At 73.9% G+C, this 19,054-nt stretch carries 19 protein-coding genes; 14 read left to right on the top strand and 5 right to left on the bottom strand.

Translation table 11 applies throughout. The annotated features are described in order from the left end of the window. Positions 1-3: 3 nt before the first annotated feature. The 11 genes from hemB to DFJ68_RS11770 all read left to right on the top strand — a co-directional run bounded on the left by hemB (position 4) and on the right by DFJ68_RS11770 (position 10,176). Positions 4-990 (top strand): porphobilinogen synthase, encoded by a 987-nt coding sequence (gene hemB, locus DFJ68_RS11820; RefSeq protein ID WP_121033448.1) that lies wholly within the window; start codon positions 4-6, stop codon positions 988-990. A gap of 29 nt (positions 991-1,019) precedes the next feature. Then, the gene (locus DFJ68_RS11815) at positions 1,020-1,508 is read left to right on the top strand and encodes a MarR family winged helix-turn-helix transcriptional regulator (RefSeq protein WP_121033446.1); all 489 of its coding nucleotides are present in this window, start codon (positions 1,020-1,022) and stop codon (positions 1,506-1,508) included. A gap of 52 nt (positions 1,509-1,560) precedes the next feature. Then, a complete protein-coding gene (hemL, locus tag DFJ68_RS11810; protein ID WP_121033444.1) occupies positions 1,561-2,895 on the top strand; it encodes a glutamate-1-semialdehyde 2,1-aminomutase in 1,335 nt (444 codons plus the stop codon). Positions 2,896-2,981: 86 nt separating this feature from the next. After that, on the top strand, positions 2,982-3,773 hold the full coding sequence (locus DFJ68_RS11805; protein ID WP_121033442.1) for a DinB family protein: 792 nt from the start codon (positions 2,982-2,984) through the stop codon (positions 3,771-3,773). Positions 3,774-3,896: 123 nt separating this feature from the next. Continuing rightward, a complete protein-coding gene (locus DFJ68_RS11800; protein ID WP_121033440.1) occupies positions 3,897-4,556 on the top strand; it encodes a histidine phosphatase family protein in 660 nt (219 codons plus the stop codon). Continuing rightward, positions 4,556-5,170 (top strand): TlpA family protein disulfide reductase, encoded by a 615-nt coding sequence (locus DFJ68_RS11795; protein WP_121033438.1) that lies wholly within the window; start codon positions 4,556-4,558, stop codon positions 5,168-5,170. The genes DFJ68_RS11800 and DFJ68_RS11795 overlap by 1 nt, the downstream gene beginning before the upstream one ends. Positions 5,171-5,176: 6 nt before the next feature. Beyond that, positions 5,177-5,929 (top strand): cytochrome c biogenesis CcdA family protein, encoded by a 753-nt coding sequence (locus DFJ68_RS11790; RefSeq protein ID WP_121033435.1) that lies wholly within the window; start codon positions 5,177-5,179, stop codon positions 5,927-5,929. A gap of 1 nt (position 5,930) precedes the next feature. After that, on the top strand, positions 5,931-7,613 hold the full coding sequence (gene resB, locus DFJ68_RS11785; protein WP_121033433.1) for a cytochrome c biogenesis protein ResB: 1,683 nt from the start codon (positions 5,931-5,933) through the stop codon (positions 7,611-7,613). After that, a complete protein-coding gene (gene ccsB, locus DFJ68_RS11780; protein ID WP_121033431.1) occupies positions 7,610-8,644 on the top strand; it encodes a c-type cytochrome biogenesis protein CcsB in 1,035 nt (344 codons plus the stop codon). The genes resB and ccsB overlap by 4 nt, the downstream gene beginning before the upstream one ends. A gap of 7 nt (positions 8,645-8,651) precedes the next feature. Next, complete coding sequence (locus tag DFJ68_RS11775; protein ID WP_121033430.1) at positions 8,652-8,930, top strand: DUF4229 domain-containing protein; 279 nt, start codon at positions 8,652-8,654, stop codon at positions 8,928-8,930. 22 nt (positions 8,931-8,952) lie between these two features. Further along, positions 8,953-10,176 carry a flavin-containing monooxygenase gene (locus DFJ68_RS11770; RefSeq protein WP_121033428.1) on the top strand — a complete coding sequence of 408 codons (1,224 nt, stop codon included), beginning with the start codon at positions 8,953-8,955 and terminating at the stop codon, positions 10,174-10,176. A 33-nt stretch (positions 10,177-10,209) separates the two neighbouring features. Here DFJ68_RS11770 and DFJ68_RS11765 read toward each other — a convergent pair whose 3' ends face one another. The 4 genes from DFJ68_RS11765 to DFJ68_RS11750 all read right to left on the bottom strand — a co-directional run bounded on the left by DFJ68_RS11765 (position 10,210) and on the right by DFJ68_RS11750 (position 14,236). Further along, the gene (locus DFJ68_RS11765) at positions 10,210-11,085 is read right to left on the bottom strand and encodes a 1,4-dihydroxy-2-naphthoate polyprenyltransferase (protein ID WP_121033426.1); all 876 of its coding nucleotides are present in this window, start codon (positions 11,083-11,085) and stop codon (positions 10,210-10,212) included. Positions 11,086-11,117: 32 nt separating this feature from the next. Beyond that, positions 11,118-11,396, bottom strand: coding sequence for a PLD nuclease N-terminal domain-containing protein (locus DFJ68_RS11760; protein WP_121033424.1), 279 nt, complete (start codon positions 11,394-11,396; stop codon positions 11,118-11,120). Positions 11,397-11,459: 63 nt separating this feature from the next. Continuing rightward, positions 11,460-12,647 carry an o-succinylbenzoate--CoA ligase gene (gene menE / locus DFJ68_RS11755; RefSeq protein ID WP_121033422.1) on the bottom strand — a complete coding sequence of 396 codons (1,188 nt, stop codon included), beginning with the start codon at positions 12,645-12,647 and terminating at the stop codon, positions 11,460-11,462. Next, complete coding sequence (locus DFJ68_RS11750; RefSeq protein WP_245963608.1) at positions 12,644-14,236, bottom strand: MFS transporter; 1,593 nt, start codon at positions 14,234-14,236, stop codon at positions 12,644-12,646. Before DFJ68_RS11750 ends, menE begins: the two co-directional genes overlap by 4 nt. Before the next feature lie 97 nt (positions 14,237-14,333). On the opposite strand from DFJ68_RS11750, the gene DFJ68_RS11745 reads away from it, so the two are divergent. Next, positions 14,334-15,311: an alpha/beta hydrolase gene (locus DFJ68_RS11745; protein ID WP_147431575.1), complete on the top strand. Its 978-nt coding sequence runs from the start codon at positions 14,334-14,336 to the stop codon at positions 15,309-15,311. Positions 15,312-15,386: 75 nt separating this feature from the next. Here the strand turns inward: DFJ68_RS11745 and DFJ68_RS11740 are convergent, their stop codons facing one another. After that, the gene (locus DFJ68_RS11740) at positions 15,387-16,334 is read right to left on the bottom strand and encodes a 1,4-dihydroxy-2-naphthoyl-CoA synthase (RefSeq protein ID WP_121033416.1); all 948 of its coding nucleotides are present in this window, start codon (positions 16,332-16,334) and stop codon (positions 15,387-15,389) included. 259 nt (positions 16,335-16,593) lie between these two features. On the opposite strand from DFJ68_RS11740, the gene DFJ68_RS11735 reads away from it, so the two are divergent. Together DFJ68_RS11735 and DFJ68_RS11730 are read left to right on the top strand one after the other, a co-directional pair. Further along, a complete protein-coding gene (locus DFJ68_RS11735) occupies positions 16,594-18,555 on the top strand; it encodes an HNH endonuclease (RefSeq protein WP_121033414.1) in 1,962 nt (653 codons plus the stop codon). A 9-nt stretch (positions 18,556-18,564) separates the two neighbouring features. Then, entirely contained in the window at positions 18,565-19,041 is a 477-nt protein-coding gene (locus tag DFJ68_RS11730; RefSeq protein ID WP_121033412.1) for an NUDIX hydrolase, read from the top strand. Positions 19,042-19,054: the final 13 nt, after the last annotated feature.

Genomic DNA, 19,054 nt, shown 5'->3' with positions numbered 1-19,054 from the left:
GGTGTGATCGAGCGACCCCGGAGGCTGCGCCAGAACCCCGTCGTGCGAGAGATGGTGGCCGAGACCCGGCTGCACCCGCGAGACCTCGTGCTTCCGGTGTTCGTGGCCGAGGGCCTCGACGCGCCGCGACCGATCTCGAGCATGCCCGGGGTCTCGCAGCACTCGCTCGCCTCGCTGCGCACGGTGGCGGAGCAGGCGCGTGACGCCGGCCTCGGCGGCCTCATGCTCTTCGGCGTCCCGCAGCACAAGGACGCCGTCGGCAGCGGCGCGACCGACCCCGGCGGCATCCTCAACGTCGGGCTCGGCGTCGTGCGCGAGACGGTGGGCGACGACCTGCTCGTCATGGCCGACACGTGCCTCGACGAGTTCACCGACCACGGCCACTGCGGCGTGCTCGACGACCGCGGTCGGGTCGACAACGACCTGACGAACGAGATCTACGCGGCCATGGCGGTCGCGCAGGCCCGCGCCGGCGCCCACGTCGTCGCCCCCTCCGGGATGATGGACGGCCAGGTCGGCGAGATCCGCACCGCGCTCGACGGGGCCGGCCTCACCGACACCGTCGTGCTCGCCTACGCCGCGAAGTACGCGTCGGCGTTCTACGGCCCCTTCCGCGAGGCGGTGCAGTCGAGCCTGGAGGGCGACCGCCGCACGTACCAGCAGGACCCCGCCAACCGGCTCGAGGCGCTGCGCGAGATCGACCTCGACGTCCAGCAGGGGGCCGACCTCGTCATGGTCAAGCCCGCCCTCGCCTACCTCGACATCGTCGCGGCGGCGGCCGCGCGGGTGCCGGTGCCCGTCGCCGCCTACCAGGTGTCGGGGGAGTACGCGATGGTGCGCGCCGCCGCCGAGCGCGGCTGGATCGACGGTGACGCCGCGGCGATGGAGTCGGTGCTCTGCATCCGCCGCGCGGGCGCCTCGGTCGTGCTGACGTACTTCGCCCTCGAGCTCGCGGAGCGGCTGTCGGGCCTGCGACCCGCACGCCACTAGGATCCGATGCGGTACGAAGGAGGTGCGCTGTGACGCAAGCACCGTCGGGGGACGACGTCAGGTGGCTCGACGAGCGTGAACAGGCGTCGTGGCGCGCCGTGCTGCGCGGGACCCGCCTGCTCGAGCAGGCGCTCGACCAGGCCCTCCATGTCCACGACATCCAGCTCAGCGAGTACGAGATCATCTCGATGCTCTCCGAGAGCTCGTCGTACCGGCTGCGGATGTCCGACCTCGCCGCCATGGTCGTGCAGTCGCGCAGCCGCCTCACCCACACCGCCAAGCGGCTCGAGCTGCGCGGCTGGGTGACCCGCGAGCCCTGCCTCGACGACCGTCGCGGCGTCGAGCTCGTGCTCACCGCCGCCGGGCTGCGCGCCATCCGCGAGATGTCGCGCATCCACGTCGCGAGCGTCCGCGAGCACCTCACCGACATCATGACGCCCGAGCAGTTCCAGGCGCTCGGCGACGCGATGGCCATCATCCGTGACCACCTCGACCCCGACGGGCTGAGCGGGCGCTGAGCGGGCGCCGAGCGGATGCCGGTGGGGTGCGGGCGTTTGCGAGGATGGGGCCATGAGCACCGAGCCCACGGCCGCGCCGACCCAGACCACGACGGCATCCGCCACCCTGCTCGACCGGGCGAGCCGCGTCATCCCCGGCGGGGTCAACTCGCCGGTGCGCGCGTTCCGCGCCGTCGGCGGAACCCCCCGCTTCATCGCCAGCGCCACGGGGCCGTGGCTGACCGACGCCGACGGCAACCGGTACGTCGACCTCATCTGCTCGTGGGGCCCGATGATCCTCGGCCACGCGCACCCGTCGGTGCTCGAGGCGGTGAAGGACGCTGCCGCACAGGGGTTCTCGTTCGGCACCCCCTCCGAGAACGAGGTGAAGCTCGCGGAGGAGATCGTCTCGCGGGTCGCACCGCTCGAGCAGGTGCGCCTCGTCAACAGCGGCACCGAGGCGACGATGTCGGCGCTGCGCCTGGCCCGCGGGTACACCGGCCGCGACGTCGTCGTGAAGTTCGCCGGCTGCTACCACGGGCACGTCGACGCGCTGCTCGCGTCCGCCGGGTCGGGCATCGCGACCTTCGCCCTGCCCGACTCCGCCGGCGTGCCGCGCTCGAGCGCCGGCGAGACGATCGTGCTGCCCTACAACGACCTCGGCGCCCTCGAGGCGGCTTTCGCCGAGCGCGGCCACGAGATCGCGGCCGTCATCACCGAGGCGGCCGCGGGCAACATGGGCGTCGTGCCGCCCGCCCCCGGGTTCACCGAGGGGCTGCGCCGCGTCACGGCCGCCCACGGCGCGCTGCTCATCTCCGACGAGGTGATGACCGGCTTCCGCTGCTCGGCCTCGGGCTGGCTCGGCCGCGAGGGCGTGGCGCCCTCGGGGGCGCCCGACCTCTTCACCTTCGGCAAGGTCATGGGCGGCGGCTTCCCGACCGCGGCCTTCGGTGGCCGGGCCGACGTCATGGCGCTGCTCGCTCCGCAGGGCCCGGTGTACCAGGCAGGCACCCTCTCGGGTAACCCGGTCGCGTCGGCGGCGGGGCTCGCCACGCTGCAGGGCTGCACCCCCGACGTCTACGAGCGGCTCGACACGGTCGCCACCGCGATCGCCGGCGCCGCGTCCGAGGCCCTCACTGCCGCCTCGGTGCCGCACACGGTGCAGTGGGCCGGATCGATGTTCTCGGTCTTCTTCCGCGACGGCGAGGTGCGCGACTACGACGACGCGCGCGACCAGGACTCCGCCGCCTTCCGCCGGTTCTTCCACTCGATGCTGGCCCAGGGCGTGCACCTGCCCCCGAGCGCCTTCGAGTCGTGGTTCGTCTCCGCCAGCCACGACGACGCCGCCGTGTCGCACGTCCTCGACGCGCTGCCCGCCGCGGCACGCGCCGCCGGCACGCCCGACTGAGCCCACCCGAGCCCTGACATGGATGCCGGCCGGCCGGCATCCGCGAGGGGGTGACGGCTGTCGGTGGTCGGCGCTAGCGTCCCGCCATGGCGGACTACGAGGGGACCGACTTCCGGGGCAAGCACTTCGACTGGGTGGAGTTCGGCGGTGCGCGGCTCACGTCGTGCTCGCTCAGCGACACCTACATCGACAACACCGACCTGCACCGCGTCACGATGAAGGGCGTCGAGCTCTACGACGTGACCATCGAGGGTGACGTCGAGCGGGTCTTCGTCAACGGTGTCGACATCGCGCCGCTCGTCGAGGCCGAGCTCGACCGGCGCGAGCCGCTCCGGGCCAAGATGCGACCCGACGACCCCGACGGGTACCGCGAGGCCTGGGAGGTGCTTGACGGGCTGTGGCAAGGCACGATGCGGCGGGCCCGGGCCTTGCCCCCCGAGGCGCTGCACGAGTCGGTCGACGGCGAGTGGTCGTTCGTCGAGACCCTGCGCCACCTCGCCTTCGCGAGTGACTCGTGGGTCGGTCGGGCCATCCTCGGCGACCCCTCGCCGTGGCACCCGCTCGACCTCCCGTGGGACCAGATGCCCGACACCCCGGGGGTGCCGCGCGACCGTGAGGCGCGGCCCACGCTCGACGAGGCGCTCGAGGTGCGCGAGCGCAGCCGGCAGCTCGTCGCCCGCTACCTCGCCGACCTGACGCCCGAGCAGCTCGCGGCCGACACGACTCCGGTCGAGGGCCCCGGCTGGCCCGAGGCGCGCAGCTACCCGGTCGCGCAGTGCCTGCGCATCGTGCTCAACGAGGAGTGGTGCCACCGGCTCTACGCCGAGCGCGACCTCGCCGTGCTCGAGCAGCGCCAGACGGCCGGTGGGTCCGGGTGAGTCGCGCGGGTCCGTGTGAGTCCGCCCACAGCGCGTCGCGGGCACGCTGGTGACCCGCCGGGAGCGCGCTGGGAGGGCGGTCGTGGATTGGGTCGACCGGCGTTGGTTTGAGACACTGGGGGCATGAGCCAGAGCACCCCGGGCGAGGCGCCGACGACCACCGTCGTGCACCTCATGCGCCACGGTGAGGTGTACAACCCGGAGGGTGTGCTCTACGGCCGGCTCGACGGCTACCACCTGTCCGACCTCGGCCGCGAGATGGCCGAGACGGTCGCGCGGCACCTGGCCCCGAACGACATCGTGCACGTCGTCGCGTCGCCCCTCGAGCGGGCGCAGCAGACGGCGGCTCCCATCGCCGACTCGCACGACGTCGAGATCGTCACCGACGCCCGGGTCATCGAGTCGGAGAACGTCTTCGAGGGCCGCACGGTCGCCAAGGGCGACATCCTGCGACCGGCCAACTGGCGGCACCTGCTCAACCCCGTGCGCCCGTCGTGGGGTGAGCCCTACACCCAGATCGCGGCCCGCATGCTCGCGGCGGTCGACGACGCCCGCCGGGCCGCCGCCGGCCACGAGGCGGTCATCGTCTCGCACCAGCTGCCGGTGTGGACCGCCCGCAACCGCCTCGAGAACCGCCGCCTCTGGCACGACCCGCGCAAGCGTGAGTGCACGCTCGCGTCGCTGACGAGCCTGACCTACGACGGAGACGAGCTGCAGTCGGTGTCGTACTCCGAGCCGGCCGCGGCCCTGCTCGCCCGGGCGAGCAAGAGCGTGGGCGCCTGATGTCGCAGCCCGACCGCCGCACCGTCCTGCGCTGGGGCGGGGCCACCCTGGCCGCCGCCGGCGCCGGGCTGCTCGCGGCGTGCAGCAGCGACCCGAACTCCGTCGCCGAGCAGGCCAAGGCGGGCGACGACAAGAACTACGTGGCGGGCGACGGCTCGATCGAGCAGCTCGCTCCGGAGAGCCGTGGCGAGCCGGTGTCACTGACCGGAACCACCCTCGAGGGCAAGCCGTGGAGCATGGACGACGTCGCGGGCGCGGTGCTCGTCGTCAACGTGTGGGGCTCGTGGTGCCCGCCGTGCATCGACGAGACCGACGACCTCCAGGCCGCCTGGGTGCGGCTGCAGAAGGAGCGCAAGAAGGTCGCGTTCCTCGGCCTCGACAAGCTGGAGGGGGCCGCCACCGGCCTCGCCTACCAGGAGGCCAACGGGGTCACCTACCCCTCCCTCGCCTACGACGGGGGAGTGCCGATCCTCTCCCTGCAGGGCAAGGCCGCGGCCACCCCCACCACGCTCGTGCTCGACCCGCAGGCCCGCATCGCGGCCCGCGTCTCCGGACCGGTCACGACCTCGACGCTCGTCGGGCTCGTCGACGACGTGCTGTCGCAGGGGGCCTGACCCGTCGTGGGCGCCGAGCTCGTCAACGGGTCGCTGCTCGTGGCGGCCGTCGTGGCCGTCGCCGCCGGTCTCGTCTCGTTCGCCTCGCCGTGCGTGCTGCCCCTCGTGCCGGGCTTCCTCGGCTACGTCACCGGCCTGTCCGACGTCTCGCTCGGGCAGCGGTCGCGCGGCCGGCTCGTGCTCGGCGCGCTGCTCTTCGTGCTGGGCTTCACCGCCGTCTACCTCCTCGTCGGGGTGACCTTCAGCTCGCTCGGGCTCGCCCTCGCCGAGCACCGCAGCCTGCTCATGCGCCTCGGCGGCGTTGTCGTCATCGTCACCGCGCTGATCTTCCTCGGCGTCGGCGGCCTCGGCTCCGGCCTCACCGCGAAGGTCGGCTGGCGACCGCGCGCCGGCCTCGCGGGGGCGCCGCTGCTCGGCGTCGTCTTCGGCCTCAGCTGGGGCCCGTGCCAAGGGCCGACCCTCGGCGCCATCATGGCGATGGCCACGCCGCTGAGCGCCGAGTCGGGCACCATCACCCGCGGCGTCGTGCTCGCCGGGCTCTACTGCCTCGGCCTTGGAGTGCCCTTCGTGCTCATGGCCGCGTTGTACGAGCGGGCCGGGCGCGCGGGCGACTGGCTGCGCCGCCACCGCCGCGGCATCCAGCTGGCCGGGGGCACGATGCTGCTCCTCGTCGGCATCCTGCTCGTCACAGGTCTGTGGGAGACGGTGGTCGTATGGCTGCAGACCCGTCTCGTCGACTCCTTCACGACGGCGCTCTGACATGACCACCGAGACCCCGACCCGCCGCCGCTCGCCCGACAACCCCGGTCGTCGCCCCGAGCCCGCCCTGCCCGAGCTGGGCCCGCTCGGCCTCGCCCGCTTCGTGTGGCGCCAGCTGACGAGCATGCGCACCGCGCTGTTCCTGCTGCTGCTGCTCTCCGTCGCGGCGGTGCCGGGCTCGATCTTCCCCCAGCGCAACATCGACGCGGGCCGGGTGGCCGACTACATCGCCCAGAACCCGACGACCTCGCCGTGGCTCGACCGCTTCGGGTTCTTCGACGTCTACAGCTCGCCGTGGTTCTCGGCCATCTACCTGCTGCTCTTCGTCTCGCTCATCGGCTGCATCGTGCCGCGCACGAAGGTGCACCTGCAGGCCCTGCGCTCCCGACCGCCGAAGGCGCCCGCGCGCCTGCAGCGCCTCGACGAGCACGCCGAGGTCGTCACCGACCTCTCGCCCGACGAGGCGCTGGCCCTCGCCCGGGCGACGCTGAAGCGCAAGCGGTTCCGGCTGCACTCGCACGACGCGACGACGCTCAGCGGCGAGTCCGGCTACCTGCGCGAGACGGGCAACCTCGTCTTCCACCTCGCCCTCACCGGCATCATCATCGGCATGGCCGTCGGCCACCTGCTCGGGTGGCGGGGCGACGTCATCCTCCCGGAGGGCGAGAAGTTCGCCTCGTCGGCCGGCACGTACAACACGTTCTCGCCCGGCCCCTGGGTCGACCAGGAGACCCTGCCCCCGTTCGTGCTCGGTCTGGACCGCCTCGACGTCGAGTTCAACGCCACCCCGGGCCGCGGCTTCGGCCAGCCCCGGGAGTTCACGGCGTACACGTCGCTGGCCCCCTCACCGGGCGCACCGGCATCCGCGGGGAGCATCTCGGTCAACCACCCGATCTCGGTCGACGGCGCCGACGTCTTCCTCCTCGGCAACGGCTACACGCCGGTCATCACCGTCAAGGACGCCGCGGGCAAGGTGCTCTACCGCGAGGCGACGCCCTTCCTCGCGCAGGACGCCAACTACCGGTCGGTGGGCGTCGTCAAGGTGAGCGCGCTCAAGGCGCCCAAGCAGCTCGGCATCACCGGGTTCTTCCTGCCGACGGCGGAGCCGACCTTCGCCAACGGCCCGGCCTCGATCTTCCCCGGACTCGGCAACCCCGAGCTCGCGCTGTCGGTCTGGGAGGGCACCCTCTTCCCCGGCGGCGCGCCCCAGAGCGTGTACACGCTCGACACGAAGGAGATGACGCAGGTGACGAAGGAGGACGGCAGCCCCGTCCTCGTGCGCCTGCGCCCCGGCCAGAGCTACGAGCTGCCGGGGGGCCGCGGCTCCATCACCTTCGACAGCGTCAAGCGCTTCGCGGGGCTGTCCGTGCGCACCGACCCCGGTGCGCCGATCAGCCTCGTCAGCGCCATCCTCGCGACGGGCGGGCTCATCCTCGGGCTCACCGTCAAGCGCCGCCGGGTCTTCGTGCGCGTGCGGCCCCTCGACACCACGGCCGCGGCCGGCGGCAGCGGCGGACCCGACGGACCCGGCGGGCGTGACGACGCTCACCGGCCCGACGGCTTGCCCGCCCGAGCGGCTACCGTGGTGAGCATCGGAGGCCTGTCGAAGGACTCCGACGCCGGGCTCGCCGCGATCGTCGCGGCGCTGCGCGACTCCCTTGCAGATCGGAAAGACCCATCGTGAACCTCGCTGCCGCCGCCAACGCCGCGCTCTACTCGTCGATGATCGTCTACACCCTCGCCATGCTGGGGTTCACCTGGCACCTGGCCGCGCGGGTGCCGCAGGTGACGACGGCCCGGGCCGGGGCCTCCGCTGAGACGGTCCGCCAGTCGGCCGACGTGCGCGAGCGCGTGCTCGTCGGGGCCGGAGACGGGTCGTCCGACGGGGTCGGGCGCGCGGGCACGACGTCGCACCCCGCGTCGACGGATGCCGGTGGGCCGGCGCCCGCGGAGAGCCTGCGCAGCCGGCAGCGCGGCAGCATCGCCCTGATGCTCACGTACCTCGCCACGGCGCTGCTCGTCGCGTCGGTCGTCATGCGCGGGGTCGCCGTCTCGCGTCCGCCGTGGGGCAACATGTTCGAGTTCGCGACGGCCGCGGCCGCCGCCGTGGGCGCCGCGTACTGCCTGCTCGCGAAGCGCAACCGCTGGGAGTGGCTCGGCGTCTTCATCGTCACGCCCGTGCTGCTCGTGCTGGGCCTGTCGCTGGCCGTGCTCTACACGGAGGCCGGCGAGCTCATGCCGGCGCTCAAGTCGTACTGGCTCGGCATCCACGTGTCGGTCGCCTTCCTCGCCGTCGCCTTCTTCACCATCGCCTTCGCCGTCGGGATGCTCTACCTCGTGCGCCGTCGCCGCGAGCAGAAGCCGCCGGCCCGCCCGAACTTCATCGAGTCGCTGCCGTCGTCGGCTGCCCTCGAGCGGACGGCCTACAGCCTCAACATGGTCGGCTTCATCCTCTGGACCTTCACGCTCATCGCCGGCGCCATCTGGGCGAAGCAGGCGTGGGGCGCCTACTGGCAGTGGGACCCCAAGGAGGTCTGGACCTTCGTCATCTGGACCGTCTACGCCGCGTACATGCACAGCCGGGCCACGGCGGGTGTCGACCTGCGCAAGTCGACCTACATCGCCCTCGCCGGCTTCGTGTGCGTCATCATCAACTTCACGCTCGTCAACCTCGTCTCGACGTTCGTGGGCATGCACAACTACTCGGGGATGTGACGCCGCGGTGGTCCGCTACTCCCTGATGCGCCTGCTCATCTTCTTCGGCTTCACCATGCTCTTCTGGCTCATCGGCCTGCGCAACAACCCCGTCATCCTCGTCGGCGCGGCGGCGATCGCCTCGGCCGCGGCGTCGTACGTGCTGCTGCGCGACATGCGCGACGAGATGACGGCCAAGCTCGTGCAGCGGCACGAGAGCCGGCTGCAGCAGAAGCAGCAGCTGATGCGGGGCGAGGACGAGCTGGCCGAGGACGCCGAGATCGAGTCCGACCGCCGAGAGCGCTGACGGGGCCGGGCGGGTCACCGCGGTGGGCGTCGACGAGCTCGATGTCGTCGTCGTGGGCGCCGGCCAGGCCGGTCTGGCCACGAGCCACGAGCTGAGCGCCCGAGGGGTCGAGCACGTCGTGCTCGAGGCGGCGCAGCCGGGTGGGTCGTGGAGCGAGCGGCGGGACAGCTTCACGCTCGTCGGCCCCAACCACACGGTGCGCCTGCCCGGCGCCACCTACGCGGGCGACGACCCGGGCGGCTTCATGTCCGGCACGGCGGTCACCGAGCACCTGCGCGACTACGCCGCCCGGCTCCCGGCCGAGCTGCGCACCGGGACACCCGTCCGGCGGCTGACGCCAGCCCGGGGTGGCTACCGGCTCGACACCGACGACGGTGCGGTCCGGGCGCGCCAGGTCGTCGTCGCGACCGGGGCCTTCCAGCGGCCGCTGCGCCTGCCGGCCCTGGCCGGGCTCGCCCCTTCGGTCGCGGTGGTCGACGTCGCCGGCTACCGCAACCCGGCGGCCCTGCCCGAGGGGGCCGTGCTCGTCGTCGGCAGCGGGCAGAGCGCCTGCCAGATCGCCGAGGAGCTGGTGCTCGCCGGCCGCCGGGTCGTCATGGCCTGCGGACGGGCCCCGTGGTTCCCACGTCGCGTCGGCGGGCGCGACCTCTTCGAGTGGCTCATCGCCGCGGGCTTCTACGAGCAGACGCCGGGCGACGTGCCGCCGGCGGCGCGGCACCGGGCCAACGTGCAGGCGACCGGGTCACGCGGCGGGCACGACCTGCACTACCGCACGCTGCACGCCCTCGGGGTCGAGCTGGCGGGTCACCTGCTCGCCGTCGACGGGCTGACCGCTCGCGTCGCCACGGACCTCGGCGAGACGCTGGCCACGGCCGACGAGGGGCACGCCGTCGTCGCCTCCCTCGTCCGCCGGGTCTGCGCGGTCGAGGGCGCTCCGGCCCCCGACATCGAGCCGCCCTCGGACACGGCGGTCCTCGTGGCCGCCGCTCCGGACTCCCTCGACCTCACCGGTTTCGGCGCGGTCGTCGTCGCGTGCGGCTTCCGGTCGCGCTACGCGAAGTGGGTGCAGGTCCCGGGCGTCGTCGACGAGCACGGCTTCCCGGTGCACGTCGACGGTGAGAGCGTCGTCGCACCGGGGCTGCACTTCGTCGGCGTCCACTTCCTGCGACGGCGCCGGTCGTCCCTGCTCTTCGGGGTCGGTGACGACGCGACGGCGTGCGCCGAGCGCGTGGCCCGCCCGACCTGACCTGACCTGACCGCGTGTGACCGGGGTGGGGAGTCAGGACCGGCCGAGCGAGAGGCCGAGCGCGAGCAGCACCGACCAGGCGAGCTGGAAGACGCCGGTGCCGGCCAGGGCCGGGACGAGGTCGCGGCCGGTCGCACCGCCCGTGACGGCCTGCAGCGGGCGCAGCGCGAGCGGCAGTGCGAGCAGGGCCAGCAGGGCCCACGGCGTGACGAGGGCCGACAGCACGACCATGGCGGCGGCGAGGGCGAGCAGGCCGACGTAGAGGGCGCGGGTGCCCCGCTCGCCGAGGCGGACCGCGAGGGTGCGCTTGCCGTGCTCGCGGTCGGTGGGGATGTCGCGCAGGTTGTTCGCGACGAGGATGGCCGACGACAGGGCGCCGACGCCGACTGCGCCGTACCAGCCGAGGGCGGTGAGCGGGGTCATGGTCGCCATCGTCCCGAGGGTCGCGACAAGCCCGAAGAAGACGAAGACGAAGACCTCGCCGAGGCCGAGGTAGCCGTAGGGCCGGCTGCCGCCGGTGTAGAACCACGCGGCCGCGATGCACACCGCCCCGATGGGGATCATGAGCCACACCCCGGCGAGGGCGACGAGGGCGAGCCCCAGCAGCCCCGCGAAGAAGAAGCAGGTGAAGGCCGCGATCTTGACGCTGCGCGGCGCGGCCAGCCGCTGGCCGACGAGGCGGACCGGCCCGACCCGCACCTCGTCGGTGCCGCGGATGCCGTCGGAGTAGTCGTTGGCGTAGTTGACCCCGACCTGCAACAGCAGGGAGACGGCCAGGGCGAGCACCGCGTAGGCGACGACGAGGTCACCGGCCTGGTACGCGGCCCCGGTGCCGATGAGGACGGGGGAGACGGCGGCGGGCAGGGTCCGGGGGCGGGCGCCCTCGATCCACTCGTTCAGGGTGGCCATTCGTCCTCGTGGGTCAGGCAGGTGGGAGGGGGTCAGAGCTTGCGCAGGAAGTCAGGGTCGTCGTCGGGGCCGCGCGGCCCGGGTGGCGACGGCCGGCCGTTCGACGGGCCGGACCGGCCGCCCCAGCCACCCAGGGTGCCCGATCGCCCGATGAAGAACCATGCGGCCGGGCCGAGCACCGGCACGAGGGCCACGATGAGCCAGACGCCCTTCGGCATGACGGCGACGCGACGGCGGTCGGTCTGCAGGCAGTCGACGAGGGCGTAGATCGTCGCGAACACCACGAGGGCGATGAACACGACACGCAGCACGAGGGTGACTCCCGGTCCAGGTCAGGCGGGTGGGGCGAGGGGTGGTCTCATCTTGCCACCGAGTCAACCGTCGGCGAGCACGGCCCGCCGGATCGCCGCCCGGTCCGGCTTGCCCGGGCCGCGCTGCGGGATCGAGGTCACGACGAGCACCCGCCGCGGCAGGGCGGCATCCGGCAGGATGCCCCGCAGCCGCTCGCGCAGGCCGGCCTCGTCGACCGTCGCGGCCGGGTCGGCGAGCGTGACCGCGGCACAGACGATCTCGCCCCACTCGGGGTCGGGCACGCCGACGACGACGACGTCGTGCACCTCGGGGAGGTGGCGCAGCATCGCGTCCTCGACGACGCCCGGGGTGACCTTCAGGGCGCCGCTGTTGATGACGTCGTCGGCGCGGCCGTCGATGACGAGCCGCTCGTCGTCGTCGAAGTGGCCGAGGTCGTCGGTGCGGAACCAGCGCACCCCGTCGGGGTCGACCGAGAAGCTGTCGGCGGTGCGCTCGGGGTCGCCGAGGTAGCCGTGCGCCACCGTGTCACCCCCGAGCACGACGTGGTGGTCGTTGTCGATGTGCACGCGGCTGCCCGGCAGCGGCGAGCCGTCGTAGACGCACCCGCCCGCGGTCTCGCTCATCCCGTACGTGAGGCGCAGGGGGATGCCGGCCCGCCGGGCCCGCGCGAGGGTGGACGAGGCGGTCGCGGCCCCACCGACGAGGACGGCGTCGAAGCCGGCCAGGGCCTCGGTCGCGGCCGGGTGCTCGAGGATGCGGCCGAGCTGGGTCGGCACGAGCGCGGTGTAGCGACGACCGGCGCCGGCGGAGGGGCGCACCTCGCGGGCGGCGGCCACGAACGCCTCCGGCGTGAAGCCCGGGCGCAGGTCGAGCACGGCCGGGACGGTGCCCGCCGCGACCGAGCGCAGCAGCACCTGCAGCCCCGCGATGTGGTGGGCGGGCATGGCGAGCAGCCACGCGCCGCTGCCGCCGAGCGACTCGTGGGTGGCGTCCGCCGAGCGACGCAGGGCCTCGGCGGTGAGCAGCGCCCGCTTCGGACGCCCCGTCGAGCCGGAGGTGCCGATGGCGAGGGCGAGACCGTCGGGCAGGTCGCCCGGGAGCACGGGGTCGGGCAGGGCCGGAGCGGGCTCGTCGTGCGCGTGCGGCATGACCGGCCGCCCGCCCGAGAGGGCCGACTCGAGGCGGGGCAGCAGCCCGAGCACGTCCGGGCCGGCCGGGACGGCGAGGGGCTCCGGGACGGCGCTGGTCATCGCCCCATCCTGCCCGTCGCGCGGTGCGGAGCGGTGCGCGGGCCGGCCAGGCGGCGCTGGCGCAGGGCCATGACGACGCAGCCGAGCAGCCCGACGGCGCACGCCCCGAAGCCGATGCGCGGGTCGAGGGGCAGGACGATGCCGAGCGTCCCCCCGACCACCCACAGCACCTGCAGCACGGTCTCGCTCCAGGCGAAGACCGACGTGCGCACCCGCTCAGGCACCTCGCGCTGGACGAGGGAGTCGAAGCACAGCTTGGACAGCTGGGCCGACACGCCCTGGACGAGACCGACGACGATGACGGTGACCAGCCCGTAGGAGACCGCCGCGGCGACGCTCGCGGCCACGGTCGCCAGGGCGGCGGTGAGCGCGACGAGGTGGGGGTGGAAGTCCTTCAGGGTGTTGCCGAGCACGCTGCCCGACGCGTTGCCGACGCCGATGGCGACGGCGAGGACGGCGAGCACGACGCCGGCGTGCAGGTCGCCGATGGGGCGCTCCTTGGCGAGGAAGGCCATGAAGAGCAGGACGAAGCCGGTGAGCAGCCGGGTGGCCCCGGTCGACCAGAGGGCGTGCATGACCGGCCACGGGATGGCTCGCACCCGGCGGCGCAGTCGGCCGACGAGGCCGGACGCGTCGGTGCTGGCCGGCTCGGTGGTGGGTGTGTCGCTGGGTGTGTCGGTAGGCGGGTCGGTGGGCGGGTCGGTGGGCAAGGCCGTCGGCTGCACGGGGATGGCGACGGTCTGCTCCGGGTCGAGCTCGCCGGCGGCCGAGTCGACCCGGGCCGGCAGCCGGATGGCCTGGATGGTGCCGACGACGAAGACGACGAAGGCCACGCGCAGCGCCCACGAGGGCCCGGCGAGCAGGGCTGCGCCGCCCATCGCGCCGCCCACCACCGCCCCGATGACCCCGGCCATCGACGCCTTGGAGTTGGCCCGCACGAGGGTGGTGCCGGCGGGCAGCAGCCGGGGCACGGCGGCGGACCGCGTGATCGTGTAGGCCTTGCTCGCCACGAGGCAGCCGAGGGCGGCCGGGTAGAGCCACGCGCTGTCGTTGTTGATGGCCTCGCCCAGCACCCAGCAGAGGAACGCGCGCACGGCCAGGGTCGAGCCGATCGCCCAGCGGCGGCCGTGGCCGAAGCGGTCGAGCAGCGGCCCGACGAGCGGCGCCACGAGCGTGAACGGCACCATCGTCAGCAGCAGGAAGATCGCGACCTGCCCGCGGGCCTGCGCGGTCTGGGGGTCGAAGAAGAGGGTGCCGGCGAGGGCGAGCATCATCGCCGCGTCGCCGGCCGAGTGGCTGGCCTGCAGCTCGGTGAGGCGGGCCAGCCCGCTCTCACCGGCCCCGCCGGAGTGCGTGTAGGCGTGGTACTTCGCCGCCGCGTACCGGCCGGAGCGCGCGGTCAGCCGGGCGCCGCCACGGGTGGCGCGGTGCAGGTGCCCGCCCGCGCTGCGCAGCCGCCGCCGTCCCGGGGGTCGCGTGCCGTCGGATGCCGTCGTGGCCGAGTCGGGAGCGTGGGGCGCACCGGGTGCCGCAGCCACCCCGGGCGCCTCGGCGGCCTCCGGGGTGGGGGAGCGGTCGTACGGGCCCACCCCGTCATCTTGCCCTCTCACGGTGGCCCTCCGGGGTCGGGACGCACCGGTCGACGGCCCACTCCGTCGACCGGTGCGGCGGTCTACGCTCGCGACCATGGGTGAACCTGCGGCCGGAGCACCGCCCGGCCCACCGGCATCCGGCTCGTGCTTCGCCGTCGGGTGGTCCGCGGTGCTGGGGGCGGTGCTCGTCGTGTCGGCCGTGCTCTTCGCGGCGCTCAGCTGGTCGGTGCTGCTCGCCGGACACCCGGCCCACCTCGTGGCGCTCGCGGTGGCCGCGGTCGTCGGCCTGCTGGTGCTCGGGCGGGCCGTGCGCCTCGCCCGGCGCCCCCGCGCCCCACGGCACGGTCGGTGGCTGCGCCTGCTCGGGCGCGCCGCGGCCCTCGTCGCGGTGCCCGTCGTCGTCGGCTCGTTCGCCTACCTCAAGCCCTTCGGCGCGGACCCCGCGGCCGTCGCGGCGATGGGCGGAGGCGACGGCGTGCGGGTCACCGACGCGGCGACGACGATCACGCTGGAGCCGACGTCAGGGCAGGCGACGCGCGGCCTCGTCTTCCAGCCCGGCGCCCGCGTCGACCCGCGCGCCTACGTGCCGCTGCTCGAGCGCGTGGCCGCCGACGGGGTGCTCGTCGTCGTGGTGAAGCAGCCGTTCGACATCGGTTTCCTCGCCGTCGGGGCGCCGGATGCCGTCGTGGCGGCGCACCCCGAGGTGACCGCCTGGGCGGTCGGTGGCCACAGCCTCGGTGGCGTCGCGGCGAGCAGCTGGGCCGGGGCGAACACCGGCACGGCGAAGGGGCTCGTGCTGTGGGCGTCCTACCCCCTCGGGTCGCTCGCTGACAGCGGCCTTCGCGTCGCGTCTGTGTCGGGCACCCGCGACGGGCTCGCGACCCCGGCCGACATCGCGGCGAGCCGGTCGGACCTGCCCGCCTCGACGACCTACACGGCCGTCGAGGGTGGGGTGCACGCCTTCTTCGGTGACTACGGCGAGCAGCCCGGCGACGGCACGCCGACCGTCAGCCGGGCCGACGCCCAGCGCCAGGTCGTCGCCGCGACGACCTCGCTGCTCGACTCGCTCTGAGGGCGGGCTCGTCGACCCCGCCACGACGCGGCGGCGCGGGCAGCGCGACCGCGGTGCCCGGCATCCGGGCGGGTCTCAGAAGTACCAGGGGAAGGGCGACCAGTCGGGGTCGCGCTTCTCGAGGAACTGGTCGCGTCCCTCGACCGCCTCGTCGGTCATGTAGGCGAGGCGGGTGGCCTCGCCCGCGAAGACCTGCTGGCCCATGAGGCCGTCGTCGGTGAGGTTGAAGGCGAACTTGAGCATGCGCTGCGCCTGCGGGCTCTTGCCCATGATCTCGGTGGCGACCTGCAGCGCCTCGCGCTCGAGGTCGGCGTGGTCGGCGACGACGTTGACGGCGCCCATGCGGTGCATGTCCTCGGCGGAGTACGTGCGGCCGAGGAAGAAGATCTCGCGGGCGAACTTCTGCCCGACCATCTTGGCGAGGTAGGCGCTGCCGTAGCCGGCGTCGAAGCTGCCCACGTCGGCGTCCGTCTGCTTGAAGCGCGCGTGCTCGCGGCTCGCGATCGTGAGGTCACAGACGACGTGCAACGAGTGGCCACCACCCGCGGCCCAGCCGGGCACGACGGCGACCAAGATCTTCGGCATGGTGCGGATGAGCCGCTGCACCTCGAGGATGTGCAGCCGGCCGCCCTGGGCGCGCACGCGGGCCGAGTCGACGGTGTCGGCGGTCTCGCCCTCGGCGTACTGGTAGCCCGAACGCCCGCGGATGCGCTGGTCGCCGCCGGAGCAGAACGACCACTTGCCGTCCGTGGCGCTGGGGCCGTTGCCAGTGAGCAGCACGACCCCGACGTCGGGCGTCATGCGCGCGTGGTCGAGCACGCGGTAGAGCTCGTCGACGGTGTGCGGGCGGAAGGCGTTGAGCACCTCGGGACGGTCGAACGCCACCCGCACGACGCCGGATGCCGTGGAGGGGCCGCCCGCGACCGGGCGCCGTCGGTGGTAGGTGACGTCGGTCAGCTCGAAGCCGTCGACGGGCTCCCACTCGTCGGGGTCGAACAGGTCGGACACGCGCTCGCTGGTCACGCCGGAAGCCTAGTGAGGCCGCTCGTGGTGCTTGGCCGGGTCGCGTCTGACGGTGGGTCGGCTGGTGCTCGAGGGGGAGGGGGTGGTGCGGCGCAGGCGTCTGTCCGGGGGTGCGTACGCGAGCCAGCGCTCGCGGTCTGAGGTCGTCGAGACATCGTGATCTGGTTCGTCGGTCGTGGCCGGATCTGCCTGCGACACGGGCGGATCGGCCTGTGCACGACTCTGGCGCCGAGGGCTGCCGTCGGCTAGAATAGAACACATGTTCGATAGTGATGAGGCGGTGACGGCGGTGGGGCTCGAGGGCCTGCTCGCGGTTCTCGCCCGCGTCGAGCAAGCGTCGGCATCGCCGGCGAGTGGCGCCGAGGCGACCGCCGCGTCGATCGGTTCGACGTGCCTAAGCGATGCGGAGCGCATCGACGTGCTGTCGGCGTTGGAGCGGGTCAAGGCGGCGGTGGGGGCGGCGCAGGTGCGGGTGACGGCGGGGTTCGTGGCGTCGCAGGAGCGGGTGTCGCTGGCGTGGCGGGAGGAGGCGGAGGCGGCCTCCGGGGCGGGGGACTTCGACGGGTGGCGGGCGGCGCGGGAGAAGGCGGACCTGGCCTCGTGGGCGGCGGCGTTGGAGTTCGGCGCGCACCCCGACCCGCGAGCGACCGCAACGGCGGCGGACTCGTCAGACGCGGACGCCGCGGGGTCGGGCCGTGCGGCGGATGCTGACAGGCCCGCCTCGTCCTCCCGGCGGAACACGATCGCGAAGGGTGGCGTCGCGGCGCAGGTGGCGTTGGCGCGGCGCCTGTCGCCGTTCAAGGGCGCCGAGGGCATCCGCTTCTCCCTCACGTTGACGCACGATATGCCGCACACGCTCGCCCTGCTCGAAGCCGGCGTGTTGAGCGAGTGGCGGGCGTTGTCCATCACGAAGGAGGCAGCGATCCTCTCGCCCGAGCACCGGCGCCTGCTGGACCAGGAGCTGCACGACACGTACGGCGACCGCCTCGGCGGGCTCGGTGACCGGGAGCTGAACCGGCTCGTCCGCGCAATCGCGTACCGCCTCGACCCGGAGAGCGTGCTGCGCCGGGCCCGGAAGGCCGAGTCGGAGCGGCGGGTCACGATGAAGTCGGCGCCGGACACCATGGCGTACCTGACCGCGCTGCTGCCGGCCGCTGAGGCGGTGGCGGCGTACGCGGCGCTGACCGGGGCGGCCGCGAGCGCGAAGGCGGCGGGGGACGAGCGGGGCAAGGGCCAGGTCATGGCCGACACTCTCGTCGACCGGGTTCTGGGCCGCACCACCAGTGACGACGACAGCCCCGCCACCGACGGGGCCGCCGCTGACGGCGCCGCCGCCGCAGAGCCGGCTGGCGCGGCTGCCGCCGCTCCCGCGGCTGACGGCTCTGGCACGCCCGGCACGGCTGGCACGGCTGGCACGGCGGGTGAGTCTGACCCCGACCAGGGCCCGGACGCCGAGGCGCCGGAGCCGGCCGACAGGGCCGGGGTGGACGTCGAGGTGCAGCTCGTCATGGGCCTCGACGCGCTCTTCAACACCGGCAACGGCGCCGACACACCCGCCCAGCTGCTCGGCTACGGCACCGTCCCCGCCGGCTGGGCCCGGGACTACCTCCGACCCACAGAGCCGGACGACCCCGGCGGCGGGCAGGTCTCGGATCGTGGGGGTGGTCTGTCCCGCGCCGGTCGGGTCTGGATCCGGCGCCTGTTCGTCCGGGCCGACACCGGTGAGCTCGTCGCCATGGACTCCCGACGACGCCTCTTCAGCGACGGACTGCGCCGGTTCGTCCTGACCAGAGACGCCGCGACCTGCCGCACCCCGTGGTGCGACGCCCCCGCCCGACACATCGACCACGTCACCCCCCACGCCGACGGCGGCCCCACCACCGCGGCCAACGGCCAGGGACTGTGCGTGGCCTGCAACCTCACCAAGGAACACCCCGACCTCACCAGCACCACACTGCCCCCGAACCGCCGAGGTCGTGGCCGTGGCGGGCACACCGTGCGGGTCACCACCGGCACCGGGCACACCTACGACTCCGAAGCACCACCCCTGCTGCCCGGCGCACCGCCACCCCCGAAGCGACCCCGCGACTCGGGACACCCGTTCCCGACCCTCCTGTGGCCGCTGCCCGTCGACCCCACCCGGTCCACGACCGCACCCGAGAGCGGCCTCGAACGATGGCTCGAGCAGCTCATCGCCGCGTCCGTAGAGCACCGGGGTTAGGGTCGAGACGTGCCCATCCCACCGTTCATCGTCGAGCTGCGTGAGCGCATCGGGCACGACCTCCTGTGGCTGCCTGGCATCACCGCGGTCGTGCTCCGCGAGGGCGAGCGGGGCACGCAGGTGCTGCTCATCCGCCGCAGCGACGACGGCGCCTGGACGCCCGTCACCGGCATCGTCGACCCCGGTGAGAACCCCCACGTCGCCGCCGTGCGCGAGGTGCTCGAGGAGGCCAGCGTCGTCGCGGAGGTCGAGCGGCTCGTGTGGGTCCGGGCGACACCGGTCGTCACTCACCAGAACGGCGATATCGCCCAGTACCTCGACCACACCTTCCGCTGCCGGTGGGTGTCGGGAGACCCGACCCCGGGCGACGACGAGGCCACCGACGCCGGGTGGTTCGACCTCGACGACCTGCCCGACATGCGCCCCGTCTTCACCGAGCGCATCGCCTGCGCGCTGGCCGCGCCCGGCGACGTCCGGCTGGGCTGAGCGGCTCGCCGGC

Source organism: Terracoccus luteus, assembly GCF_003635045.1.
GTDB lineage: Bacteria > Actinomycetota > Actinomycetes > Actinomycetales > Dermatophilaceae > Terracoccus > Terracoccus luteus.
This window is presented reverse-complemented; position numbering and strand designations above follow the sequence as displayed.